The sequence below is a fragment of the Paenibacillus sp. FSL L8-0333 genome, from assembly GCF_037965665.1.
Lineage (GTDB): Bacteria > Bacillota > Bacilli > Paenibacillales > Paenibacillaceae > Paenibacillus_AQ > Paenibacillus_AQ odorifer.
Window position 1 is genome coordinate 3,959,797 of sequence record NZ_CP150186.1, and the last position, 21,250, is coordinate 3,981,046.

Annotated in this window: 13 protein-coding genes; 8 read left to right on the forward strand and 5 right to left on the reverse strand. The window is 41.8% G+C overall.

Annotated elements, in window-relative coordinates; all coding sequences use genetic code 11:
- Window positions 1–12 precede the first annotated feature (12 nt).
- The 3 genes from NYE72_RS17685 to NYE72_RS17695 form a co-directional block, all read right to left on the reverse strand.
- On the reverse strand, window positions 13–1,104 hold the full coding sequence (locus NYE72_RS17685; RefSeq protein WP_076142601.1) for a response regulator: 1,092 nt from the start codon (window positions 1,102–1,104) through the stop codon (window positions 13–15).
- 3 nt (window positions 1,105–1,107) lie between these two features.
- Window positions 1,108–4,218: an ATP-binding protein gene (locus NYE72_RS17690; protein ID WP_141118629.1), complete on the reverse strand. Its 3,111-nt coding sequence runs from the start codon at window positions 4,216–4,218 to the stop codon at window positions 1,108–1,110.
- 776 nt (window positions 4,219–4,994) lie between these two features.
- Window positions 4,995–5,225: a hypothetical protein gene (locus tag NYE72_RS17695; protein ID WP_179086919.1), complete on the reverse strand. Its 231-nt coding sequence runs from the start codon at window positions 5,223–5,225 to the stop codon at window positions 4,995–4,997.
- Between the two features lie 216 nt (window positions 5,226–5,441).
- Here NYE72_RS17695 and NYE72_RS17700 point away from each other — a divergent pair, with 216 nt between their 5' ends.
- The 5 genes from NYE72_RS17700 (at window position 5,442) to NYE72_RS17720 (ending at window position 15,685) form a co-directional block, all read left to right on the forward strand.
- Complete coding sequence (locus tag NYE72_RS17700) at window positions 5,442–6,089, forward strand: transcriptional regulator (protein ID WP_076106179.1); 648 nt, start codon at window positions 5,442–5,444, stop codon at window positions 6,087–6,089.
- Window positions 6,090–6,556: 467 nt separating this feature from the next.
- The gene (locus NYE72_RS17705) at window positions 6,557–7,345 is read left to right on the forward strand and encodes a MerR family transcriptional regulator (RefSeq protein WP_076141907.1); all 789 of its coding nucleotides are present in this window, start codon (window positions 6,557–6,559) and stop codon (window positions 7,343–7,345) included.
- Window positions 7,342–8,019 carry an N-acetyltransferase gene (locus NYE72_RS17710; RefSeq protein ID WP_076106184.1) on the forward strand — a complete coding sequence of 226 codons (678 nt, stop codon included), beginning with the start codon at window positions 7,342–7,344 and terminating at the stop codon, window positions 8,017–8,019. Before NYE72_RS17705 ends, NYE72_RS17710 begins: the two co-directional genes overlap by 4 nt.
- Window positions 8,003–9,010, forward strand: a complete 1,008-nt coding sequence (locus tag NYE72_RS17715; RefSeq protein WP_036688171.1) for an alpha/beta hydrolase — start codon at window positions 8,003–8,005, stop codon at window positions 9,008–9,010. The genes NYE72_RS17710 and NYE72_RS17715 overlap by 17 nt, the downstream gene beginning before the upstream one ends.
- An 837-nt stretch (window positions 9,011–9,847) precedes the next feature.
- Window positions 9,848–15,685 carry a bacterial Ig-like domain-containing protein gene (locus NYE72_RS17720; RefSeq protein ID WP_339210132.1) on the forward strand — a complete coding sequence of 1,946 codons (5,838 nt, stop codon included), beginning with the start codon at window positions 9,848–9,850 and terminating at the stop codon, window positions 15,683–15,685.
- Window positions 15,686–15,764: 79 nt separating this feature from the next.
- Here the strand turns inward: NYE72_RS17720 and NYE72_RS17725 are convergent, their stop codons facing one another.
- Window positions 15,765–16,544: a helix-turn-helix domain-containing protein gene (locus NYE72_RS17725; protein WP_038571704.1), complete on the reverse strand. Its 780-nt coding sequence runs from the start codon at window positions 16,542–16,544 to the stop codon at window positions 15,765–15,767.
- 120 nt (window positions 16,545–16,664) lie between these two features.
- Between NYE72_RS17725 and NYE72_RS17730 the strand changes: the two genes are divergently transcribed.
- Window positions 16,665–18,581, forward strand: a complete 1,917-nt coding sequence (locus NYE72_RS17730; RefSeq protein ID WP_076274781.1) for a right-handed parallel beta-helix repeat-containing protein — start codon at window positions 16,665–16,667, stop codon at window positions 18,579–18,581.
- Between the two features lie 54 nt (window positions 18,582–18,635).
- Here NYE72_RS17730 and NYE72_RS17735 read toward each other — a convergent pair whose 3' ends face one another.
- Complete coding sequence (locus NYE72_RS17735) at window positions 18,636–19,055, reverse strand: hypothetical protein (protein ID WP_036688177.1); 420 nt, start codon at window positions 19,053–19,055, stop codon at window positions 18,636–18,638.
- 297 nt (window positions 19,056–19,352) lie between these two features.
- On the opposite strand from NYE72_RS17735, the gene NYE72_RS17740 reads away from it, so the two are divergent.
- On the forward strand, window positions 19,353–20,183 hold the full coding sequence (locus NYE72_RS17740; protein ID WP_076098972.1) for a MerR family transcriptional regulator: 831 nt from the start codon (window positions 19,353–19,355) through the stop codon (window positions 20,181–20,183).
- Window positions 20,184–20,196: 13 nt separating this feature from the next.
- Window positions 20,197–21,222, forward strand: coding sequence for a serine hydrolase (locus NYE72_RS17745; RefSeq protein WP_038571710.1), 1,026 nt, complete (start codon window positions 20,197–20,199; stop codon window positions 21,220–21,222).
- Window positions 21,223–21,250: the final 28 nt, after the last annotated feature.

Sequence of the window (21,250 nt, forward strand, 5' to 3'; positions counted from 1 at the left end):
AGGTTCCTTCCATTACAATAACTTCTGTTTCATTAACGCTTTGAGTTTAGGATCGGGTGTTGTTCCGAGCTCTTGCTGCAACATCTCTTCCAATTGGCCAAATTTCCGCTGTGCTTCATTCATTCTCCCTAATTCAATTAATAAGTTGATGATTTCATGATAGATGTCCTCTCGCAAGGAATCTAATTTTAATATTTCTCCAAAATAATGCAGTGCTTGATGCTGCTGATTCTGCTCTAAATGAAATCTTGCAGCCAGCTCCAGCAATCCTATATATTCATGCTCGAGTCTCCGGGTCCTGCTACTAGCCCATTCATAAGCTTTTCCTTTGAGTAATGCTCCTGAGTATAAAACTTCTGCTTGAATCATCCATTCAACATGTCTTTCAGAGGTTTGCCTGATTTGCTTTAACAATCGCTCAAATTCATACAGATCACAATAAATGCTGCTCTCTACTACATGAATTTCGTTCCTGCTTGCTTTTATATAATTGGCGCCGATTGCTTTTCGAATATAATACAGCGTCGAGTTCAGATTCTTCCATGCTTTTTCAGGCTCCAATCCGCTCCACAACGTGTCGATAATTTCCTCCCGGCTAACCGTTCCTTTACTAACCAGAAAAGCAAATAATTCTTCTGTTTTTGGACTTCTCAGCTTGATTAGCTCTCTGTTCTGCGTTCTGCGGTACACTTTTAAACCATTTAACAAAAAAACTTCTAACGTAGGCTCAGCCGTTGTATTTCGATTCATTTTTTTGAGTTTCTCTAACGTCTTAGACAACCGCTCCGCAGTTACAGGCTTCAAAAGATAATCCACTGCACTTAGGTCAAAAGCCTGCAGCGCATACTCATCAAATCCGGTTACAAAAACCACATCTATCGATTCATCCAATTCATGCAAAAGGCTAGAAAGCTTCATCCCATTCGTCTCAGGCATAGAAATATCCAAAAAAGCTACATCTATCGGTTGGGCCTTCGCAAAAGCATAGGCTTCCGCTGGATCCAAAAACGTCTCATAGACTTCAATCTCTCCGCTCTGCGATAAGATCCGCTTCAGGCGTTTTACCGATAACTCCTCATCATCTACAATAATCGCTCGCAGCATGCCTTAACCTCCCATCCGTTTAAGCTGCTGTATTGGAATTTCAAAAGATACCGTTGTGCCTAATCCTTCAGCACTTTGAATATGAATATTTGTTCCATATAACAGCTTGATGCGCTGACTGATATTCCACAGCCCCACCCCTCTTTTATCTACATCTGACTTCATTACTTCTTTCAATTTATGCTCACTCATTCCAGATCCATTATCCTCCACAATAAAGCTAATCAGCGAATTCTCTAATTCCTTTACAGATATATTTACCGTGCCACCCCGCAAATTGGACATTAGGCCATGCCTTATTGCATTTTCGACCAAAGGCTGTAGAATCAGCGGAGGAATCCGGTAATCCGTATTTACTCTCACATCATATTCCACATTTAATCTGGCACCGAAGCGTGCTTTTTCAATATTGATATAAGCCTCTACCAGCTCAATCTCATTCTCCAGACTAGTTAGTGAATCCAGTTGTTTGAAATCAAAGCTGCTTCGCAAATACTGTGACAGCTGCAGTGTCAACTCTTCGGCCTTCTCAGGTTCTTCCACACATAGTTCAGCAATTGAATTCAGAGCATTGTATAAGAAATGAGGTTTGATCTGGGATCGTAAAAAAGCAATTTCAGCGTCTTTGGCAGTCTTCACGGAAGCTCTCAATCGGGTCAGACTTTTAACACGTGCCATTAGCTCTTCAGCTTCAAAAGGTTTTCCCACATAGTCATTTGCACCGTTATCCATGGACATCTTCATATCGCTCACCCTGTTCTTGGCCGTCAACATTAACACAGGCAATTCAAAAGGAGTAAATCTCTCTCTAATCTTTTGCAGAACCTCATAACCCGAAATGTCCGGCATGGTAATATCCAGTACCACCAGAAAAAAATCTGTATTTTTCGCTAGCTCCTCAAGTGCCATCTGCCCGCGATTGACGACCACAATAGAATATTTCTCCAGCTTAAACAGATTGATCATAGATTGCAGATTGGCAAAATCATCGTCCACTACTAAAATGGGCTCATCGATCTCGCCTTTGATATAAAGGGGATAACCACCATGGGAGAAACTTAATTCTTTATAAGAATGTGCCGCCTTAAGGGTTGGTCTCGTGATTGGCTTAACCGCTTTATCCCACCGTGGAAGTGTAAAAATAAACACCGAACCTTTTCCCACTGTAGATTCCACAGCTATGTTCCCGCCATGCAGTTCTACTAGCTTCTTAGTAATACTTAATCCGAGTCCTGTTCCACCATGACTATGAATCTCCGCCTCATCCACCTGCTCAAAAGCTTTGAAAATACGCTCCTGCATTTCCGGTGAGATTCCCAAACCTGTGTCTGCCACACGTACTTCCACCCACTCCTGAATAACTCTGGCACTAATCTCTATTTCACCCTGTTCCGTAAATTTAATCGCATTATCAACCAAGTTGTGGAAAATTTGAATCAGGCGATTGCCATCTGCATTCACCATAGGGAAATTCGAAGCGACTCTGTTAACGAGCAGGATCGACTTTTCTCCGAGCAGAAAAGAATGAATGCCAATGACGGAATCAACAACGGCTTTCAAATCCAGTTTGCTTTTGTATAATGTGATGTCTCCGTACTTCATTTTGGAATAATCGAGTAGTTCATTTACCATATGTGTTAATCTTCTGCCGCTCCCGATTACGATCGCTAGATTCTGCGCTTGTTTTTCATTAACTGGACCCTCAACCCCATCCAGCAGCGTAGCTGTAATGTTCACTATGGCATTCAGAGGTGTTTTTAGTTCATGTGAGGTGTTGGAAAGGAATTCATCTTTAATTTTATCCAGCCCGATCAACTGGTTTTTCATCTCGTCTATGGTATGGTAGGCTTCAAAAAAACGTAGAACAATCAGCACGATCATGATGATATTAAAAGCCACAATGTAAAACTGCCCGAGCCAAAGGTTCTCTTTTATAGAAAGAGCAAACAGAATAATATCTATGGAATATAGATTAATAGCTAGAATCGCCATAAACATCAGCAGCAATTTGATTCTATTTACTTCTGCGCTTCTGATATACAGGGTGGCCACTCTACATAACATCCAAATTAACATCAGCTCATATAAAATAATCACATACGGATAAATGACCGTGTAAGAACGAATCGGCAGGATGGCGACCAGAATTATAAAGCTGCCTAAAACAATCGTTATGGCTTGAGTGAATTTTAAAGATATTATGCTTTTGTGCATTTGGTAAAAAAATATTGCGAGCACAATAAAGCAGGAGATGGAGCTTATATCCTTTACTTTGTAGAGCATTATGAACGAAAGTTTAGGGAAAAAGAGTAAGAGTGAACGCTCACCGATCAACCCATGATATATCGCAAACAGCAAACAAATAGTCGCAAACACAAGTAAAGAGTAATCCTGCTTACGGTATAAGGACGCTGCCCCAAAGCAGATAAAAAAGATAAGGGCAAGTGTGCCTAAAATAGCAACGGTGCTAAATTCACGGGCCGTACTCTTCTGCTGAACCTCCATCATTGCTGCTTCCTCACCAAAGGATAAAGAAACCGGAATGCCCCCATTTACATAATCGAAGTTGGAGACTTGAATTATGATTTCTACATCTCCCTTATCAGACGAAAAAAGCCCAATCTGCGGGATATTCCCTGACCGATAATCAGCTTCATTAGCAGCAGGATTACCATCCTCAATAACTGACTGTCCATTAACAAAAATCCTGCTTGAAAAGCGGATATTTGTTTTTTTCAAGGCGAATACCCCACTTACGGGCAGGTTTTTTAGAACCATCCGATAGGTGGCGGAACCGAAGGCGGGTAAAGGGCTTCCATTAACGATGTTGCCGTTCCACCGGGAGGGCACCTCCATCCAAGCTGAAGAAGCAGGTATATCTGCGCTACCCGCCCTAAAATGCTCAGGAGTTAATAAGTGATTCCAATAAAACTCCCATTCACCGTCTAACTTGATAATCTTATCCTGTTCGTAATCCCAATTTGCGAGATCCATGACTCCATGCTGCACTTGCAGGTGACTCCCTTGTTTATCGTGACCCATAAGAATGGATAGAGGAATCGCAGATAATAAAATTAAACCAATCAGATAGATAAGTAATGTCCTTTTGAGCATCGTATCGGCCCCTTTTATGGAAGAGTAAAGCTGCAGCAATCACCAGGGCCATCCTGCAACACGTGTTGAAGAGTAAAAAGTTTAGATGAACATAGATAATTCTATAAAATTTTCTAATTTCCTTCACAATTCGACAAAGTAATGGGCCTTTATTAGGATTTTTTTCTGAAAAAGCGGGACTTGTATGAAAAGATGGTCTGATATGACCATGATGAGTAGGATGACGGTGTGAGCACGATGAGTAGGACGACGGTATGAGCATGATGAGTAGGACGACGGTATGAGCTTGATGAGTTTAATGACGAAATTAAAGGACCAGTTGGGCGACTTGTGCTACTTTGGCAACTCGAATGTATCTGCCGCGCGCATGCGGACTCAGGAGACCTTATTTGCTGAAAAATGAGGGTTTTGCCACGCTATCGGACTCAGTTGCAACAATTCGCTCATAACTACCCCATTTTGAGTCGATTTGCAGCTAATAAGAGCTTTGCAGTCCGTAACTTTTGGAATACGAGCGAAAATGTACGAATAGCTGCAATACGGTCCGTTCATGCTGGAGTTACACGACTTTGGGACATGGAAGACATGGACACAATGATAATCTGACGACTTGGACTAGATAGACAATTCTGACGTCGTTGGGAACTCTGAATACTTACACCGCGCGCATGCGGACTCAGGAGACCTTATTTGCTGAAAAATGAGGGTTTTGCCACGCTATCGGACTCAGTTGCAACAATTCGCTCATAACTACCCCATTTTGAGTCGATTTGCAGCTAATAAGAGCTTTGCAGTCCGTAACTTTTGGAATACGAGCGAAAATGTACGAATAGCTGCAATACGGTCCGCAACGTTCGAAAATGAATAATGATATTGCGCAGAGCACGTAATCCATTTTTGCGGATCAGTAACCACATGATGATCGTCCTAGAAAAGCCATGCGGCCGCGCGGGGGAAGAATCCGCTTTTAGAGTAACTAGTAACTTCAGCAAATTCAGCTCGTTCACCCTGCTAGCTTCCTTCAACTAAAACCTAATCGGATTCGTCATCCTTATACACAGTAACTCATTGAAGAAATCCTCAGCACTCGTTATAATAGCAACTATAGGTCGTGAAGAACACGCCGCTTTTATACAATCTCTATCCTGGGTAAGCTCAGGAGGAATTGTATGGGAGCGGCTTTTTCTTTTTTCAAAAAAAATTACTTAAGGAGGATACACAAAATGTTCAGATTCGAACAGCAACTAGAGGAATGGTTACAGATCAACTTGGATAAGGAGAACAATCCCCGCAGACAGGAGCTTCTTGCAAAAGGGTTGGGCTATGGAACAGTCGAATTTCTACGTGCGGTATGGTTTCCTGCTGTAGGAAACTTCAACTACTTGTTCCCGGAATGGGAAGTGCGCGATTTCAACAATGGTTATCGTTATCTTGATCTGGCCTATATGCCAGGTGGAGCAAAGGGCGGAATTGAGATTCAAGGCTACGGTCCGCATGCTAGAGATCTTGATGTACGACGATTCAAAGATTTATGTAGACGCCATTCCTTATTATCGCTAGACGGTTGGACCTTCCTATCCATCGCCTATCCCTCAATCACGGACGAGCCTCAGCTATGTCAACAACTAGTACTCGCATTCATCGGCAAATTCATGGCTTCAGACGTGCCCTCTTCATTAACATGGTTAGAAGCTGAAACACTTCGTTTCGCAAGACGTCTTCTGCGTCCTTTCACACCTGTTGAACTCACCCATCATCTTAGAGTCACTAATCGTCATGCCCGACGTGTTTTACATGAGTTAGTTGAACAGCAGCTACTAGAGATCGTTGGTGGAAAAGAACGCAATCGAACCTATCAGCTTAGAATGTGATGATTTGATTTGATTAGTTTGGTTTGATTAACAAAGTTACGTTCGGACCGTATAGCTCTTATTTCCCAATTATCTTCGTTTTCGCCACGCTATCGGACTCAGTTGCAACTATATGCTCATAACCACCCCATTTTGAGTCGATTTGCAGCTAATAAGAGCTATGCAGTCCCTAACTTTTGGAATACGAGCGGAAATGTACGAATAGCTGCATTACGGTCCGTAATGGCAACTCTAAGGTCATACCAGCAAGGCTCATACAAAAAAATGATCATGAATCTAATCCGTTGCACCCCCGCATTGTCCTTCCAAAATCTAAGTCTTTTTCAATACCACCCATTACTATTACTAATCATTATTTAGAAAAAAAGTGCTCTGCTTATCCCGTATTTTAATCGACGCTTGACCTTAGGTCTGACCTAAGGTTTATAGTTATTTTATCAAATAACTTACAGTTAGGAGCACCGCCCTTGAATCCGTACCTTACAATTGGAGAACTATCAAAACTTATGAATGTATCTATCCACCAGATTCGATATTTTGAAGAAAAAGAAATCCTGTTTCCATCCTATATAGACAATAATCAGTACCGGATGTACGGCATCGATGAGATCTATCAATTGGCACATATCCTGTTGCTCCGCAAATTAAACATCCCTGTCAGTACCATTAACCAAAGTATGAATAAATCCGCAACGAATGACTACCAACAGCTGTTAGAGAAATCGCTAAACAAAATCAACTCAGAAATAAACCAATTAATAATGCTGCAACAATTTATACAAAAGGTACTAAAAGAACATGCAGATTATGGCAACATGGAGGGGGATTATCAAATTAAACATGTGGACAATCGTTATCTGAAAAAGTGGTTGGTGCTAGAGGATAACGAAACACTAACTGCACGAAGTTTATATGAAAAAAGACCGCAGAACCATCATTTATTTGAAACAGATTTGCATTATGTATACGATTCTGAACAAGTAACCTTATGCTTTGAAACCATTGAAACCACTCCCGCCCCTGACATTTTTTTAGAAAAAGGGTGCTATCTCTATAAAGCATTTTTTGTAGCTGACGATCAGGATGTAGATCATGAAATTGCCAAGCTGGAACACTTTTTAAATGGGCATCACTACATGGTATTGGGACCAATCATCATTCTGGAGAAATCGTACCTATCCATGTTTAACAACGACAAGCTTCATTATGAGCTTCAAATTCAAATCGAGCATGCCTTAGATGATACCACTAAATGAGTACAAACGAGGTTATCATCGCCCATTACCAGGAACAAGATCGTGAGGCTGTAAGCAGGCTATTGGTAGATGCATTTCACGGGAAATTTCACTCTCTCCTCTCTCTCGAGGACAATGAAATTGCTGATCTACTTATAAGACTTTGGGAACAAGATTCTTCTTCCTTATCATCTAAACAAATAATCGCTTATGAAAACGGAGAAGTGGTTGGCACTATCTACTTAAAATGGCAGGATACGCTCTCCCTTAAAAAAGGATCAATTAAACCACTGAATCGGGCTCCCTTTTTGCAGCTATTCAAGAAATTTGGATACTTAAATGTTTGTAAGTTAATCCTTGGGTTATATTTTTTGGATTATCAACCTAGAGCAAAAGAGTGTTATGTGGCTCATTTGGCTGTTCGGTCCAGTCACCGTAATAAGGGAATTGGCAAAGAGTTGCTGGGTTGGGCGGCGGATTTTGTAAACAGTCATTCTGAGGTTGAAAAATTAACGCTACATGTTGCTAACAAGAATAAACGAGCCATTAATATGTACCAGCAGTTGAACTTTGAGATCCATAAATCTAACTATAGCGCGGTAAGACATTTACTTTTTAAAGAGCCTATTTGGCATTACATGACAAGAAAAACATCGCTACAATCTGGGGGATCAATGAATGAAAAAGAAAATTAAGCTAACTGTCTGGATGATTACCATTTCGTTGTTAATTGCAGCGGTCTTGTTCGTACTACAGCAACATTCTTTCTCAATGACTGAGCAAAAAATTGAAATTGATACGCCTCAAGGTCAACTAACAGGAACCTTAGTTCTGCCCGAAAGCTACTCTGGAACCGTCGGACTGGTAGTTTTTGTTCATGGGGATGGCCCAGTTAATGATACTTACGATGATGGATATAAACCTTTGTGGGAAAAGCTCGCCTCTGCCGGATATGCTTCCTTATCTCTTAACAAACCAGGTATTGGGGGTTCCTCAGGGAACTGGCTAGAGCAAAGCATGGAGGATAGAGCACAAGAAACTATATATGCTATTAACTGGGCTAAAGCCTTACCTATGATTGATGCTCAAGCTATTGGTTTGTGGGGAGCAAGTCAGGCGGGCTGGGTGATTCCCAAGATTGTTAAAAAAGTGCCTGATCTCGCCTTCAGTATTCTTGTATCCCCCGCCATTCAATGGATTTCTCAAGGACAATACAATACCAGACAAGAGATGATTTTAGAAGGTTTTTCGGAAAAGGAAATAAAAAAGAGAGAAGATTATAACGCGCAAATCCTACTGCTACTTAAGGAACAGGCGTCATATGAAAGTTACTTGCGAATTGCACAATCGGACGATTTAATTTCCAAAGAAAAATGGGGTTTTTTCTCTAAAAATTATCAGTCAGATGCGAGTGAGGATTTAAAAAACTTCACTACTCCTGTCCACTTAGTTCTTGGCGGGCAAGATATAAATGTAGATGTTGAGGAAACCGAACGTATTTACCGTGAAAAAATTCCTAAAAACCTACTCTCCGTCTTCTATCTTCCTGATGCTGATCACTCTATGCTCTCAAAAAAGAATGCCTCATCACCATTAAGAACATATTTGACCGCAGTCTTTTTCCCACGACATATTGTTGTTGAGCAATATTTAGATGATTTGGTTCACTTTGTAAGCCAGTTTTAATCTGTTTGCCATCCATTAATACACTCTCGCCAGTTGAACTCCCTACGTTCGGACCGTATAGCCCCTATTTGCCAATTATCTTCGATTTCACCACGCTATCGGACTCAGTTGCAGCTATTTACTCAAAAGCACCCCTCAGATACACTTTTTCAGCTCAATAAGAGCTATACAGTCCGAAACTCAGGGAAAATGAGCGAATTAGCTGAAATAGCTGCATTACGGTCCGTAACGGCAACCGCGGAAGGAATTACCCACAGCCAAGCCCGTATTTTGGCTTTGATTTCCCCAGAATCTACGTATCTTATAGAATACCTACGACTATCACCAATGCACTCCCTACGTTCGGACCGTATAGCCCTTATTTGCTGAATTTCCTCGTTTTCGCCACGCTATCGGACTCCGTTGCAGCTATTTACTCAAAAACACTGCTCTGATCCACTTTTTCAGCTCATTAAGAGCTATGCAGTCCGAAACTCAGGGAAAATGAGCGAATTAGCAGAAATAGCTGCATTAGGGTCCGTAACGACAACCGCGGAAGTAATTTGGGCTCAAAAGGTCACGGACTTCCACTGCGAACGTACTTATCGGCAGTTTCGGCGCCCGTAACCACCACGCCAGCGTGCTAACCACCAACACCAAGCTCCGAAAACTCCACATAAGTAGCAGAAGCAAAGGCATAAACCGGGTGTCATTAACTCAGATTCTCCCTCTCCTACTGCATAAACAGCGTTATATGGCGTATTGATTATAGCTGTACGCTTTAGTGATAACGTATAATTTCGGATGATCAAGCTTAGCTTTGGTCAAAATCGATCATATAAGGAGAGGTTTTAATCATTGAGAAAACAACAACGTTTGTTAGCCATGCTCGTAACCTTCCTGCTTTTGTGCTCCTCTTTTCCGTTATCGATGTTTGCAGAGGAAGCACCTGATCCTTATGAAGGAATGATTAACATTCAAAGTGAATGGCAAGGCAGCGTATTTGGTGATGTTGGGGGGCAAGACAAGATTACTGCAGCCAACTTTGGCATTACGGAGAACACGGATGGATCAGCTACACTGCGAAGCTCGAACGATAGAGGCAAAGTATCGGGCAGCACGGAAGGTATCGCTTATTACTTTAAAGAGGTTGATCCAAGTGTTAATTTTGAGTTGAAGGCAACGGCTCACGTGGATGCTTGGACAGCCAATAACCAAGTTTCCTTCGGAATAATGCTGCGCGGCAATGTGTGGGATAACCAATTCGGAGCCTACTCTGGAGATTACGTCGGCGTGGGTGCTTTGGATCAAGAAATGAAAGCGTTTCACAAATTGCAAAATACAAGCCTACAGAAACTTGGGTACGTGTTTGATAACGTTAATCGCCCTGCCCAAGGAGAGAATTACGAATTAAGCATCAAAAAGACCGGAAATCTGTATATTGTCCGCATCGGCAATGAAACCAAAACGATCGAAAGCTTTGACGGCTCCATTCAATATGCGGGCCTTTACACCGCTAGAAATACTACGGTTACGTTCCGTAATATTCAATTCAGTCAAGAAGGTCAAATCGAGCTAGGACCTTGGGGCTTCAGCGCCTTCGGAGGCAACACTAGTCCAACTAAGAACCCCGAACCTATAATTGAAAGTCCAACCTCTGTAACGATGACGACTTACGGCGGCAAAATCTCCAGCAGCGATGAGGGAATATCTTTTTATTCGAAAGAGATTCCTGTGGATGCGAACTTTGAACTGAAAGCGACCGCTTCAGTGATTGCTTTTAATAGCAATAGCACTGTCAGCACACCTAACCAGAAATCCTTCGGTCTTATGCTCCGCGACAGTATTGGGACGAACGGAGATACAAGCACAACCACTTCTAACTATGCGGCGGTGAGTGCTTTGGATCAGGTAATGAAAGGTTTTTATAAAAAAGACACCCAAGTGAAGTTAAATCCTTTTAGCGATATCCAGGCCCCGTCCGCAGGAGCTGTATATTCGCTAAGTATTAAAAAAACAGGAGATACTTATCGATTAAGTGTGGGTGATCAGACCGAAATCATAACTCTGGACGATACGTTCACAGATACTCTTTTTGCCGGAATCTATGTAGCTAGAGATGCAACTGTTACTTTCAGTGACATAGACATCCAGCTTGAATCCAAAATCGTAACCAGCTTAACCGCTGATACCAGCGCAATGACGAAAACCACTTATCTGGTTGGTGAATCCCTTGATTTGACTGGATTAGTCGTTAAGGCTATTTTTTCTGATGAGAGTGAGGCCGTTTTGTCTTCTACGGATTATATTGTTACAGGCTTTGATAGCAGCAAGGTTGGAGAAAATATCATAACCATTAACTGCAACGGTGCTTTCGTGAGCATTCCTTTGCAAATCGTTCCATTATCTATGACCTCATTATCAGTGAAGTATTATCCAGCTAAAACCGTTTATTATCCAGGGGATACGTTCGATCCAGAAGGTCTTGTTCTTGTTGCCAATTATAATGACGGCTTCTTGACCAAAGAACTGACCAGTGATCTTTATTCCCTCTCCATTAACGGACAACCGGTCAGCGATTTATTACCGTATCTATTTACGCAATCAGGCTCCACAGCGGTATCCGTTACTTCAACAGAGGCGCCGGCAATCACAACGACCTTTAATGTGGAAGTAAAAGCAGCGACGTTATCCGCTTTAGAAATTCGAAATGAACCTAAACAAACACTCTACTATATCGGTGACTCCCTCAAACTAGAAGGACTTGTGGTTTATGCTCATTACAGTGATGGTACACAGATTCGGCTGTTGAACAATGAATACAAAGTCTCTCCTCTCGACACCACGACATCTGGCGATAAAAAAATCACAATTACGCATAAAGGCTTAACAACCTCTTTTCAAGTTAAGGTCAACGTTAAAAAACTAGTAGGCATCGAAGTCACCAGCTATCCTAAAACTACCTTTTTTATTAACGACAACTTTGACAGCAAAAATCTGCTCGTATCCAAAGTGTATGATAATTCAGATAGAGAGAAGCTAAACAGCTATACGCTCGACACTTCCAAGTTCGACAATCAGGCAGCTGGATTGTATGAAATTGGTATACTCCCTACCGATTCTTCTATTAAGCCCATTACGTATTCCGTTACAGTAAAAGAAAAGATGGATCCCATTTGGAAAAGCATTCAATTCGGTCAGTCCACTTCAGCTGCTAACAATCAGACGATTGTCAACGAGGATGGATCCGCCCAGCTGATCGCTTTGGAAGGCGGCGGTAAAGTCACCGAAGATCATGACGGCATTACCTTCTATTACACCGAGCTAGATGCTTCGGAAGATAATTTCGTGCTGTCTGCGGATGTCCAAGTGTTGGCTTTTGCAAAAAATCCATATGACGGGCAAGAATCTTTTGGCATTATGGCACGTGACGTCATCGGCACACAAGGAAATTCTAGCGTCTTTGCATCCAATATAGCTGCCCTCGGTGGTTATAGCGGCGGGACGAAAAGCGATCTGGGCACACAGCTTTTTGTCCGCACTGGAGTTGAAAAAACGGATGGGACTGGCAGTAAAGGGATTCAAACCATCATGCTTCAAAAAGAACGTCCGGCACCTGCCAATACTGTTCCTGCAGCACCTTACCATTTAACGTTAGCAAAGACGAATAGTGGTTTTACAGGACAGCTCAATAATGGCCAGCAAGCTATTCATTTCACACCAGACATTCTTAGCGTACAGGATTCAAAAATGTACGTCGGATTCTATGCCGCTCGTTTAGCCACAATTAATGTAAGCAATATTCAATTAACAGTCACTTCAGCAGCTACAGATTCTCCTAAAATAGAACCACCTGCGATTCCCGTCACACCTATCTTAAATATTCTTTCACTAAGTAAAACTTCAGATCCAGCTTACCAAATGATTGTACGCTCTAATGTCAACGGAACGGTGACGTTGAAGCAAGGTTCTACGATCATCGCTCAGGATATCGAGGCAATAGCTGGTAAACGTCTTTCTATTCCCACGAGACTTCTTGATCAAGGAGATACGAACTTTAGTATTACTTTTTTACCAGATGATACTCAGTATTTGACCTCTTATGAGAAGATTATCAGCAACTTTACCGTCACCCTAAAAAGTTATAACGAAGATGATGAGATCTACGTATCGCCCACCGGATCAAGCTCCGGAGATGGAACGATCAATCTCCCACTTGATATCGATACTGCGATTGATTTCGTTAAGCCAGGTCAGCATATTATTGTGCTTGAGGGTCGTTATGTGCGGAAATCACCACTTGAGATTAAAAAGTACAATGATGGTAAAGCCTCCGCCAAAAAGTATATAGAAGCAGCACCAGGAGCAAGACCTATCTTTGATTTTGACAAAAAAACAGAAGGCGTTCTCTTGAGCGGAAACTATTGGCATGTGAAGGGACTTGATTTCACTCGCTCAGCTGGGAATACCAAGGGCTTTACAGTGGGAGGCAATTATAACATCGTTGAAAATAGCCGTTTCTATGCGAATGGTGACACTGGTCTACAAATCAGCCGAACAGATGGTACCGCGATAGAACTCAGTGAATGGCCTTCCTACAACTTAATTCTCAACAGTACCTCTTTCGACAACCGTGATCCATCCGACAATAATGCCGATGGCTTTGCGGCAAAATTGACTGCGGGTGTTGGTAATATTTTTAGAGGTTGTCTGGCGCATAACAATATCGACGATGGCTGGGACTTATATACGAAAGCAGGCTCAGGAGCGATAGGTTCAGTGCTGATTGAGCACAGCGCCGCCTTCAACAATGGGTTCTTAACAGACGGAACCGTAGGTGCCGGTGATAAAAATGGCTTCAAGCTTGGTGGCGAAGGCATTCATGTCACACATACCATTCGCGATTCAATCGCCTTTGGTAATGGCGCTTATGGTTTTACAAGCAATAGTAATCCAGGTGTGATCGCCATCAACAACATCGGATTTAACAATATGCGTGGTAATATAAGCTTCACCACTTATGATCACATTACTGCTGACTTTACGATTGACGGTTTCTTATCTTACCGAACTGCCAACATTGCAAAAGACCAATATCCAGCTTCTTTAGCTGCGGACAATAATTTCATGTTTGACGGTACGCGATCGGCGAATAAATCAGGTTTAGAACTGACCGATTCTAACTTTGTCAGCTTAAATCCTGTAGTCAATTACTCTCGGGATGCCGACGGGAATATAATCTGGGGCGATTTCTTGAAGTTCATTCCTTTTGATGGACCGGAACCAAGTCCGACGGCTTCTCCAAGTCCGACGGCTTCTCCGAGTCCGACCGCTTCTCCGAGCCCGACCGCTTCTCCGAGCCCGACGGCTTCTCCGAGTCCGACTGTTTCTCCGAGCCCGACGGCTTCTCCGAGTCCGACTGTTTCTCCGAGTCCGACGGCTTCTCCAAGCCCGACGGCTGCCCCGAGCTCAGGCAGTTCCGGATCATCGGTTGGAGATTCGGCCACTACTATACTCCATTTGGACGGTAGCGTAAGGATTGAGATACCTACTACTATGAATGGAGGAAAAACTAGTGCGATATTGACTGAATCTTCCTTACAAAAGATTATCGCTTTAGCCAAACCTAATTCTGCAGGCCATAAAATCCTAAGAATTCAGCTTGCAGAGGAACAATCGTCAGATGATAGCTCATTTGAAGTCACTCTCCCTGCCGCTGCATTTCTTGTTGGAACTTCCACATTGCAGTTTGAGATCAATACAACACTAGCTACCTTTGTACTTCCGGATAATCTATTCCCGGCGAAGACACTGGACAATGTGAAGACAGTTACTTTGCTCCTCAAATCTGTCGATACAACAGGAAGTTTAAAGAAGCGATTGGGTGAACGTTTGCTTATTGATTACGAGCTACTTTTGGATGGTACAACAGTTCAATTAGAGAGCTTAAATTCAGCCATACAAATTGGGCTTCCTTATCTAGAAGCTGTACCTCCATTGAACAACACCTTTATTGTAGTGTGGAACGTCAATGAGTACGGAGTCATCCAACCGGTATTAGGCGGGAATTATGATTCAGATAAGAAGCAAGCTATTTTCTCAACAACAAATTCATCTGGACAATACGCCGCCGTTTACAATCACAAAACGTTCAGGGATATAACAGATTCTCATTGGGCGAAGTTTATTGTAGAAGTACTAACATCAAAAGGTGTCATTAATGGTGTAACGGAAACAGAGTTTAGACCCGAACAGACTATTACACGCGCAGATTTTGCACTATTATTAGTTAGAGCTTTAGGTCTATCCGCAGCAGAAGGAAATAGCTTTGCTGATGTGTCACCTAACGATTATTTTTATGAGGGACTTATGACTGCTCAGAAATTAGGGGTCGTTACGGGCCAAACCGACGGTCTTTACCACCCTCATGATTCCATCTCCAGACAAGAGATGTTTGTTATGGCAGCTAGGGCATTGAAGGCTGCAGAGGTATGGAAATCGAATACGACCTCTTCCTCTGCATTAGACAGCTACACTGACCATAATCAAATTTCTAATTATGCGGCAAATGATATTGCGGCGCTGGTATCAACAGGTCTCATTAAAGGAGACTCTCAGCAGCAGCTTACACCAACTGCCCATTCCACACGTGCCGAAGCAGCCATGCTGATTTACAGAATTATGATGCAACAATAAAAAAAAGAAGAACTCCAAGACCACTATACTCGTGGTTTTGGAGTTCTTTTTATCCTCCTCCCTACCCTCTTAAAGTCTTCTAGTTCATTTTCTTATCAGGCGGATTGGAAACCCGATACCCTTTCGGCGATTGATGGGTGATTTTCTGAAAATTCCGATGAAATGACCGTAAGTTGCTATAGCCGCAAAGGTTGGCGACTTCACCAATAGTCACATTCGAGTTTTTTAATATATAACATGCGTGTGAGATCCGATAGTGATTCAAGTAATCTGTGAAGGGTATTTTCATCAGCTGGACAAATAGCTTTGATAAATACGGGTAATCATATTGCAGATGTTTTGCTACAGCTTTTAATGTGCAATCGGCAGAATAATTTTGTTCTACAAAAAGCAGGATTTTATAGAGCACCTTTGTTTGCGGGGACTGTTTGACCGGAGCAAATGATGTCTGACAGATCAACCCCGCGCATACACCATACAGGAAACTTTTCTGGCTATAAATCGAATCCAGCTTTGAACAATCAGGTTCATTCACAGCATGGAGGACATTGTCAGTTGGAATAAAGCTTTTATAATTCATGTGAAAATCACCTATCAATTCTGTGGAAAAAAGGATCACCATAATCTCCGAAAAATCAATCGTCTCAAATTCATGCATCTGATTAGGAAAAATAAAAACCAGATCATTTTTCTGCACCTGATAGCTTTTCCCATCAATGGTGATAGATAACTGCCCGTCGTTGACATAAATAATCTCAAATGCCCGATGAAAATGAAGTGGAAAATGATAGTTTTTCAAGGGAATGAGTTTAAAGTAATCTTTTTCGCCGACACCATGTTTTTCAAAAAAGGGCCACAAGTAGATTCTCCTTCACGAAAACACTAATTTTGTCTTAAAGTGTACTATATAAAGTATAGAACTAACAACGTTATTTCCTATAATATTGGATAAAGTCAACCAAGCGGAGGTTATAGGACAATGGAATATCACGTATCAAAAACTGGTTCAGATCAAGGTCAAGGTACTCAACATGATCCTTTTTTAACCATCAATAAAGCGGCTTCAGCAGCTGTGGCTGGGGACAAGATTATCGTTCATGAAGGGATATATCGCGAATGGGTAAAACCGAGATACAAAGGATTAAGCGAACAAAGAAGAATTATTTATCAAGCCGCTGAAGACGAGCAGGTTGTCATAAAAGGCTCTGAACATATACAAGATTGGCAGCAGGTTGAGAATCATATTTGGAAAGTGATCTTGCCGAACACGTTTTTTGGCAGCTTTAATCCGTATGTTGAGGAAGTGTCTGGCGATTGGCTCGTCACTATAGAGGAGACAAGACACTTAGGCGATGTATATCTAAATGGCATGTCTTTTTATGAGGTCAGTCAGTATGATCAACTGGCAGCTCCCGTCGAAAAGCTGGAGTTCAAGGATCTCTGGACACATGAGATGGTTCCGGTCCAAAATCCAAAACAGACGACCTATGTTTGGTTTGCCAAAGTAAGCCCTGACCACACCACGATTTACGCTAATTTCCAAGGTGCCAACCCGAACAAAGAACTGGTAGAAATCAATGTACGCAGATCTTGTTTCTACCCTGAAGAAACCGGGATTGATTATATTACTGTAAAAGGTTTTGAAATGGCGCATGCGGCAACACCTTGGGCACCTCCAACGGCAGACCAGCCCGGACTGCTGGGCACTAACTGGAGCAAAGGCTGGATTATTGAAAATAATATCATTCACGATGCCAAATGCAGCGCTATCAGTATCGGCAAAGAAGCTTCCACAGGCCATAATTACCGTACCATTCGAAAAGACAAACCCGGATATCAATATCAGCTTGAATCCGTCTTTACTGCTGAGCGTCAGGGCTGGAGCAAAGAATCGATCGGTTCACATCTTATCCGCCATAATACCATTTATGATTGCGGCCAAAATGCCATCGTCGGCCACTTAGGTTGTATTTTCAGCGAAATTCATCATAACCATATTTACAACATTGCGATAAAACGGGAATTCTGGGGCCACGAAATTGCCGGGATCAAGCTTCACGCACCGATCGATACTCACATCCACCATAACCGGATTCACGATTGTACTTTAGGTTTATGGCTGGATTGGCAGACCCAAGGGACAAGAATCAGTAAAAATCTGTTCTATCAAAATCACCGGGATTTGTTTATAGAAGTAAGCCATGGCCCCTACATTGTTGACCATAATATCTTGACAGCTAAACATGCTTTGGAGAATGTAGCCCAAGGTGGAGCCTATATCAACAATCTGATCGGCGGCAGGATGGTTCATCGTAAGGTACTAAACCGGTCCACGCAATATCATCTTCCGCATAGTACAAAAATTGCCGGTTTCTCACTTATTTATGGTGGGGACGATCGGTTCTACAACAATATCATTGTTGGAAAAGACGGATGGACAGGCGTGGGAACATCACATTTCAATAACTACACCACCTCTTTGGCGGAGTATATCGAGAATGTCCATAAGTTACACGGTGATCTTGAGGAGTTTGAACTCGTTGAACAGCCTATGTTCATTAATAACAACGCTTATTTAAACGGTGCTGAGCCTTTCGAAAGAGAGAATGTAAAGCTGGTTGAGGAAAGCTTTGGTCCAGACTTCTTTATTGTAGATCAAGGAGATGAAGGATTCCTTTCTATTGATCTGCCTGAAAGCTTCGTTAACTTCTTAGGTGAGGTACATTCAACTGAGACTTTGCCGCGGGTGCGCATCGTGGATGCCGAGTTTGAGAATCCGGATGGCAGCAATATAATTCTGGATACAGATTTTCTGGATAACAAGAAAGAGAATAAAAGCACTTTAGGACCTCTTACACTTTTGAATAAGGGCAAAAATTATATTAAAGTGTGGTGATCGGTAAAGCAGGTGGCTAGTCCACCTGCTTTTTCATTGCTATAATTGAGTCTGCTATTTAATATCCTTAATCTTTTGAATAGATACTTCGTTTTGTTCTATTAGGATCTGATATTCAACAATCTCTCCTGCTTTAAATTCTTCCTTAAATTCTTTACTGACCGAGTAATTATCTTTCGGATTGAGTGTAACCTTAAATAAATGCTTTCCATTATCTATGGGGAACTTTGCTACCCCACCATGCTTAATATTACTGTCGATCAAAGAGTTAATTTGAACGTCATTTCCTTCATCAACGGTAACAACTACACTTTTTAAAAATAACGGACTGTTATTCGTAATCAGCAAGTTATATTCTTGATCATCAGTTACATCTACATCTGTATTATTGGATATATCGGCATTGTTTTTTTCGCAACCCGATAACAGGACGATAAACAAAACGAATAAAGATACGTATTTTTTTCTAGACAAAATGTTCTCCTCTCCATTCCTATAATCTTTTCTTGTGAAAATCTTAACATGTTCTAGAAGTTTTATGGGAAATATTTGAAGGCTTTAGCTAAAATGATACACTCTAATAAATAAGGGTAGCCCCGTTGGCTACTCCTTTCTGAATGGCCATTTACCTATATATTGTCGTAACCTTGGAATCGGTTCACTATTTTGCTGTTGACTTTGACCTTAGGGTAAGGTGTTAAGTAGATCTAGAACCAAACATCGATGTTTTAGCTTGGAAGCTTAATTCAAACGAAAAAAGGAGATGACTTTTTGCTGTCGATTGGAGAATTCTCGAAGATATGCGAAGTTTCTACGAAGACGCTTCGATATTATGATGAGATCGGATTAATTCATCCCGATGAGATTAACCCTGAGAACGGTTATAGGTATTACTCCATCAAACAACTTAAAAAAATGCTTTTTATCAATCGTCTAAAAGCTTATTATTTCTCGCTGGAAGAAATCAGAGACATTTTGCAATGGGAACAGGATCATTCAGAAGAGAAGCTCTACTCAGCCCTTAATCTCAAGAAAAAAGAAATACAGGAGAAAATAAGTACTTATGAATACACCTTAAAACAAATCAATAGTGATGTATTAAATTTGGAGAAAGGTATCCCCATGATGTCCTACCTGAATGAGATAAAAGTAGAGCTTGTTGAAACTCAGCCTATGAATATTCTTTTTACGCGTCAGATGTTGAGCAGTGATGACTATGCGCTAGGTTATGGACATTATTTTAGCGGGCTATATGAAAAAATCGCCACTGAAAAACTCACTTTGCTCGGTACGCCAATAACAATTTATCACAGCCATGAATATAATCCAGCCGGAAATGATACAGAGTTTGCTCTCCCCATAAAAGAGGTTGTAAAAGGTACAAGAGATTTGCCTGATGCTCTTTGTGCGAGATCTGTTCTTAAAGGCGCCTATTCAGAATTGACCTCGGTCTATGCAAAGCTGAGAGAATGGATAGAAAATGAAGGTTATGAAATGGTGAATTCGCCCTATGAAATATATGTAACGGACCCGATACAAGCCGCTGTGCCTGAGGATCTGGTTACCGAGGTCTATTTTCCAGTAAAGAAAAAAAATTCATAAAGGAGTTACTTTCATGCTCAAAAACAATTATCCAACTTCAGATTGGCAAATCTCAGCCCCCGCAAACTTGGGAATGGATGCTGATTTGCTTTCAGAACTAGAATCAAGGATCAAATCCGAGTATAGCAATATCAACGGGATTGTTGTGATAAGAAGTGGAACTATCGCTTATGAAAAATATTATAATGGCGCTGGCCCGAATGACACACATCATGTGGCCTCTGTAACAAAAAGTATCATATCCGCGCTCATAGGCATTGCCATAGATGCTGGCTTTATTAACAATGCAGATCAAAAGGTACTGGAGTTTTTCCCGGACTATGTTCCAAACGCTGCTCAAGATCCGCAAAAACAAGAAATCACCTTGCACCATCTCCTTACGATGACCGCACCTTATGCTTTTGCAGATTGGCACGAACCGCTGGAGCAAATGTGTATGCAGCCTGACTGGGTAAAATATACGCTGGATATGCTAGGCCAACAAGGAACAATTGGGGATTTCAAATATTCTACCGCTGGAGCACATCTGCTTTCTGCCATCATCACGCGCAGCACTGGACAAAGTGCCCGTGAGTTCGCCAACGAACGTTTATTTAAACCTATCGGAATGAATGAAATCCCGGATTATGAGATGAGCTCATTTGGGTTCGATGATTTGTTTGGGGTAAATGTGAAGGGGTGGGTGGAAGACCCAAATCGTATCACCACAGGAGGATGGGGACTTACGTTGTCTCCACGCGATATGGCGCGTTTTGGTTTATTATATTTGAACCGTGGACAATGGGAGCAAAATCAGATCATTTCGGAGACATGGATTGAGGAATCAACAGCGATGAACCCTAATCATTACGGTTACTTGTGGTGGCTACGCGAAGAAGACGGGGTTTACACCTACTCAGCGTTAGGTGATGGTGGTAATGTCATTTGCTGCATTCCAGAAAAGGATCTTGTCGTAACCATCGCCTCAGAATTCACACTTCAGCCTCGTGACCGCTGGCCTCTGATTAAGGAGTGTATTATTCCGTCTGTAGTAGAGTAAAGAAGATAAAAAACATGCTGGTTGCCCC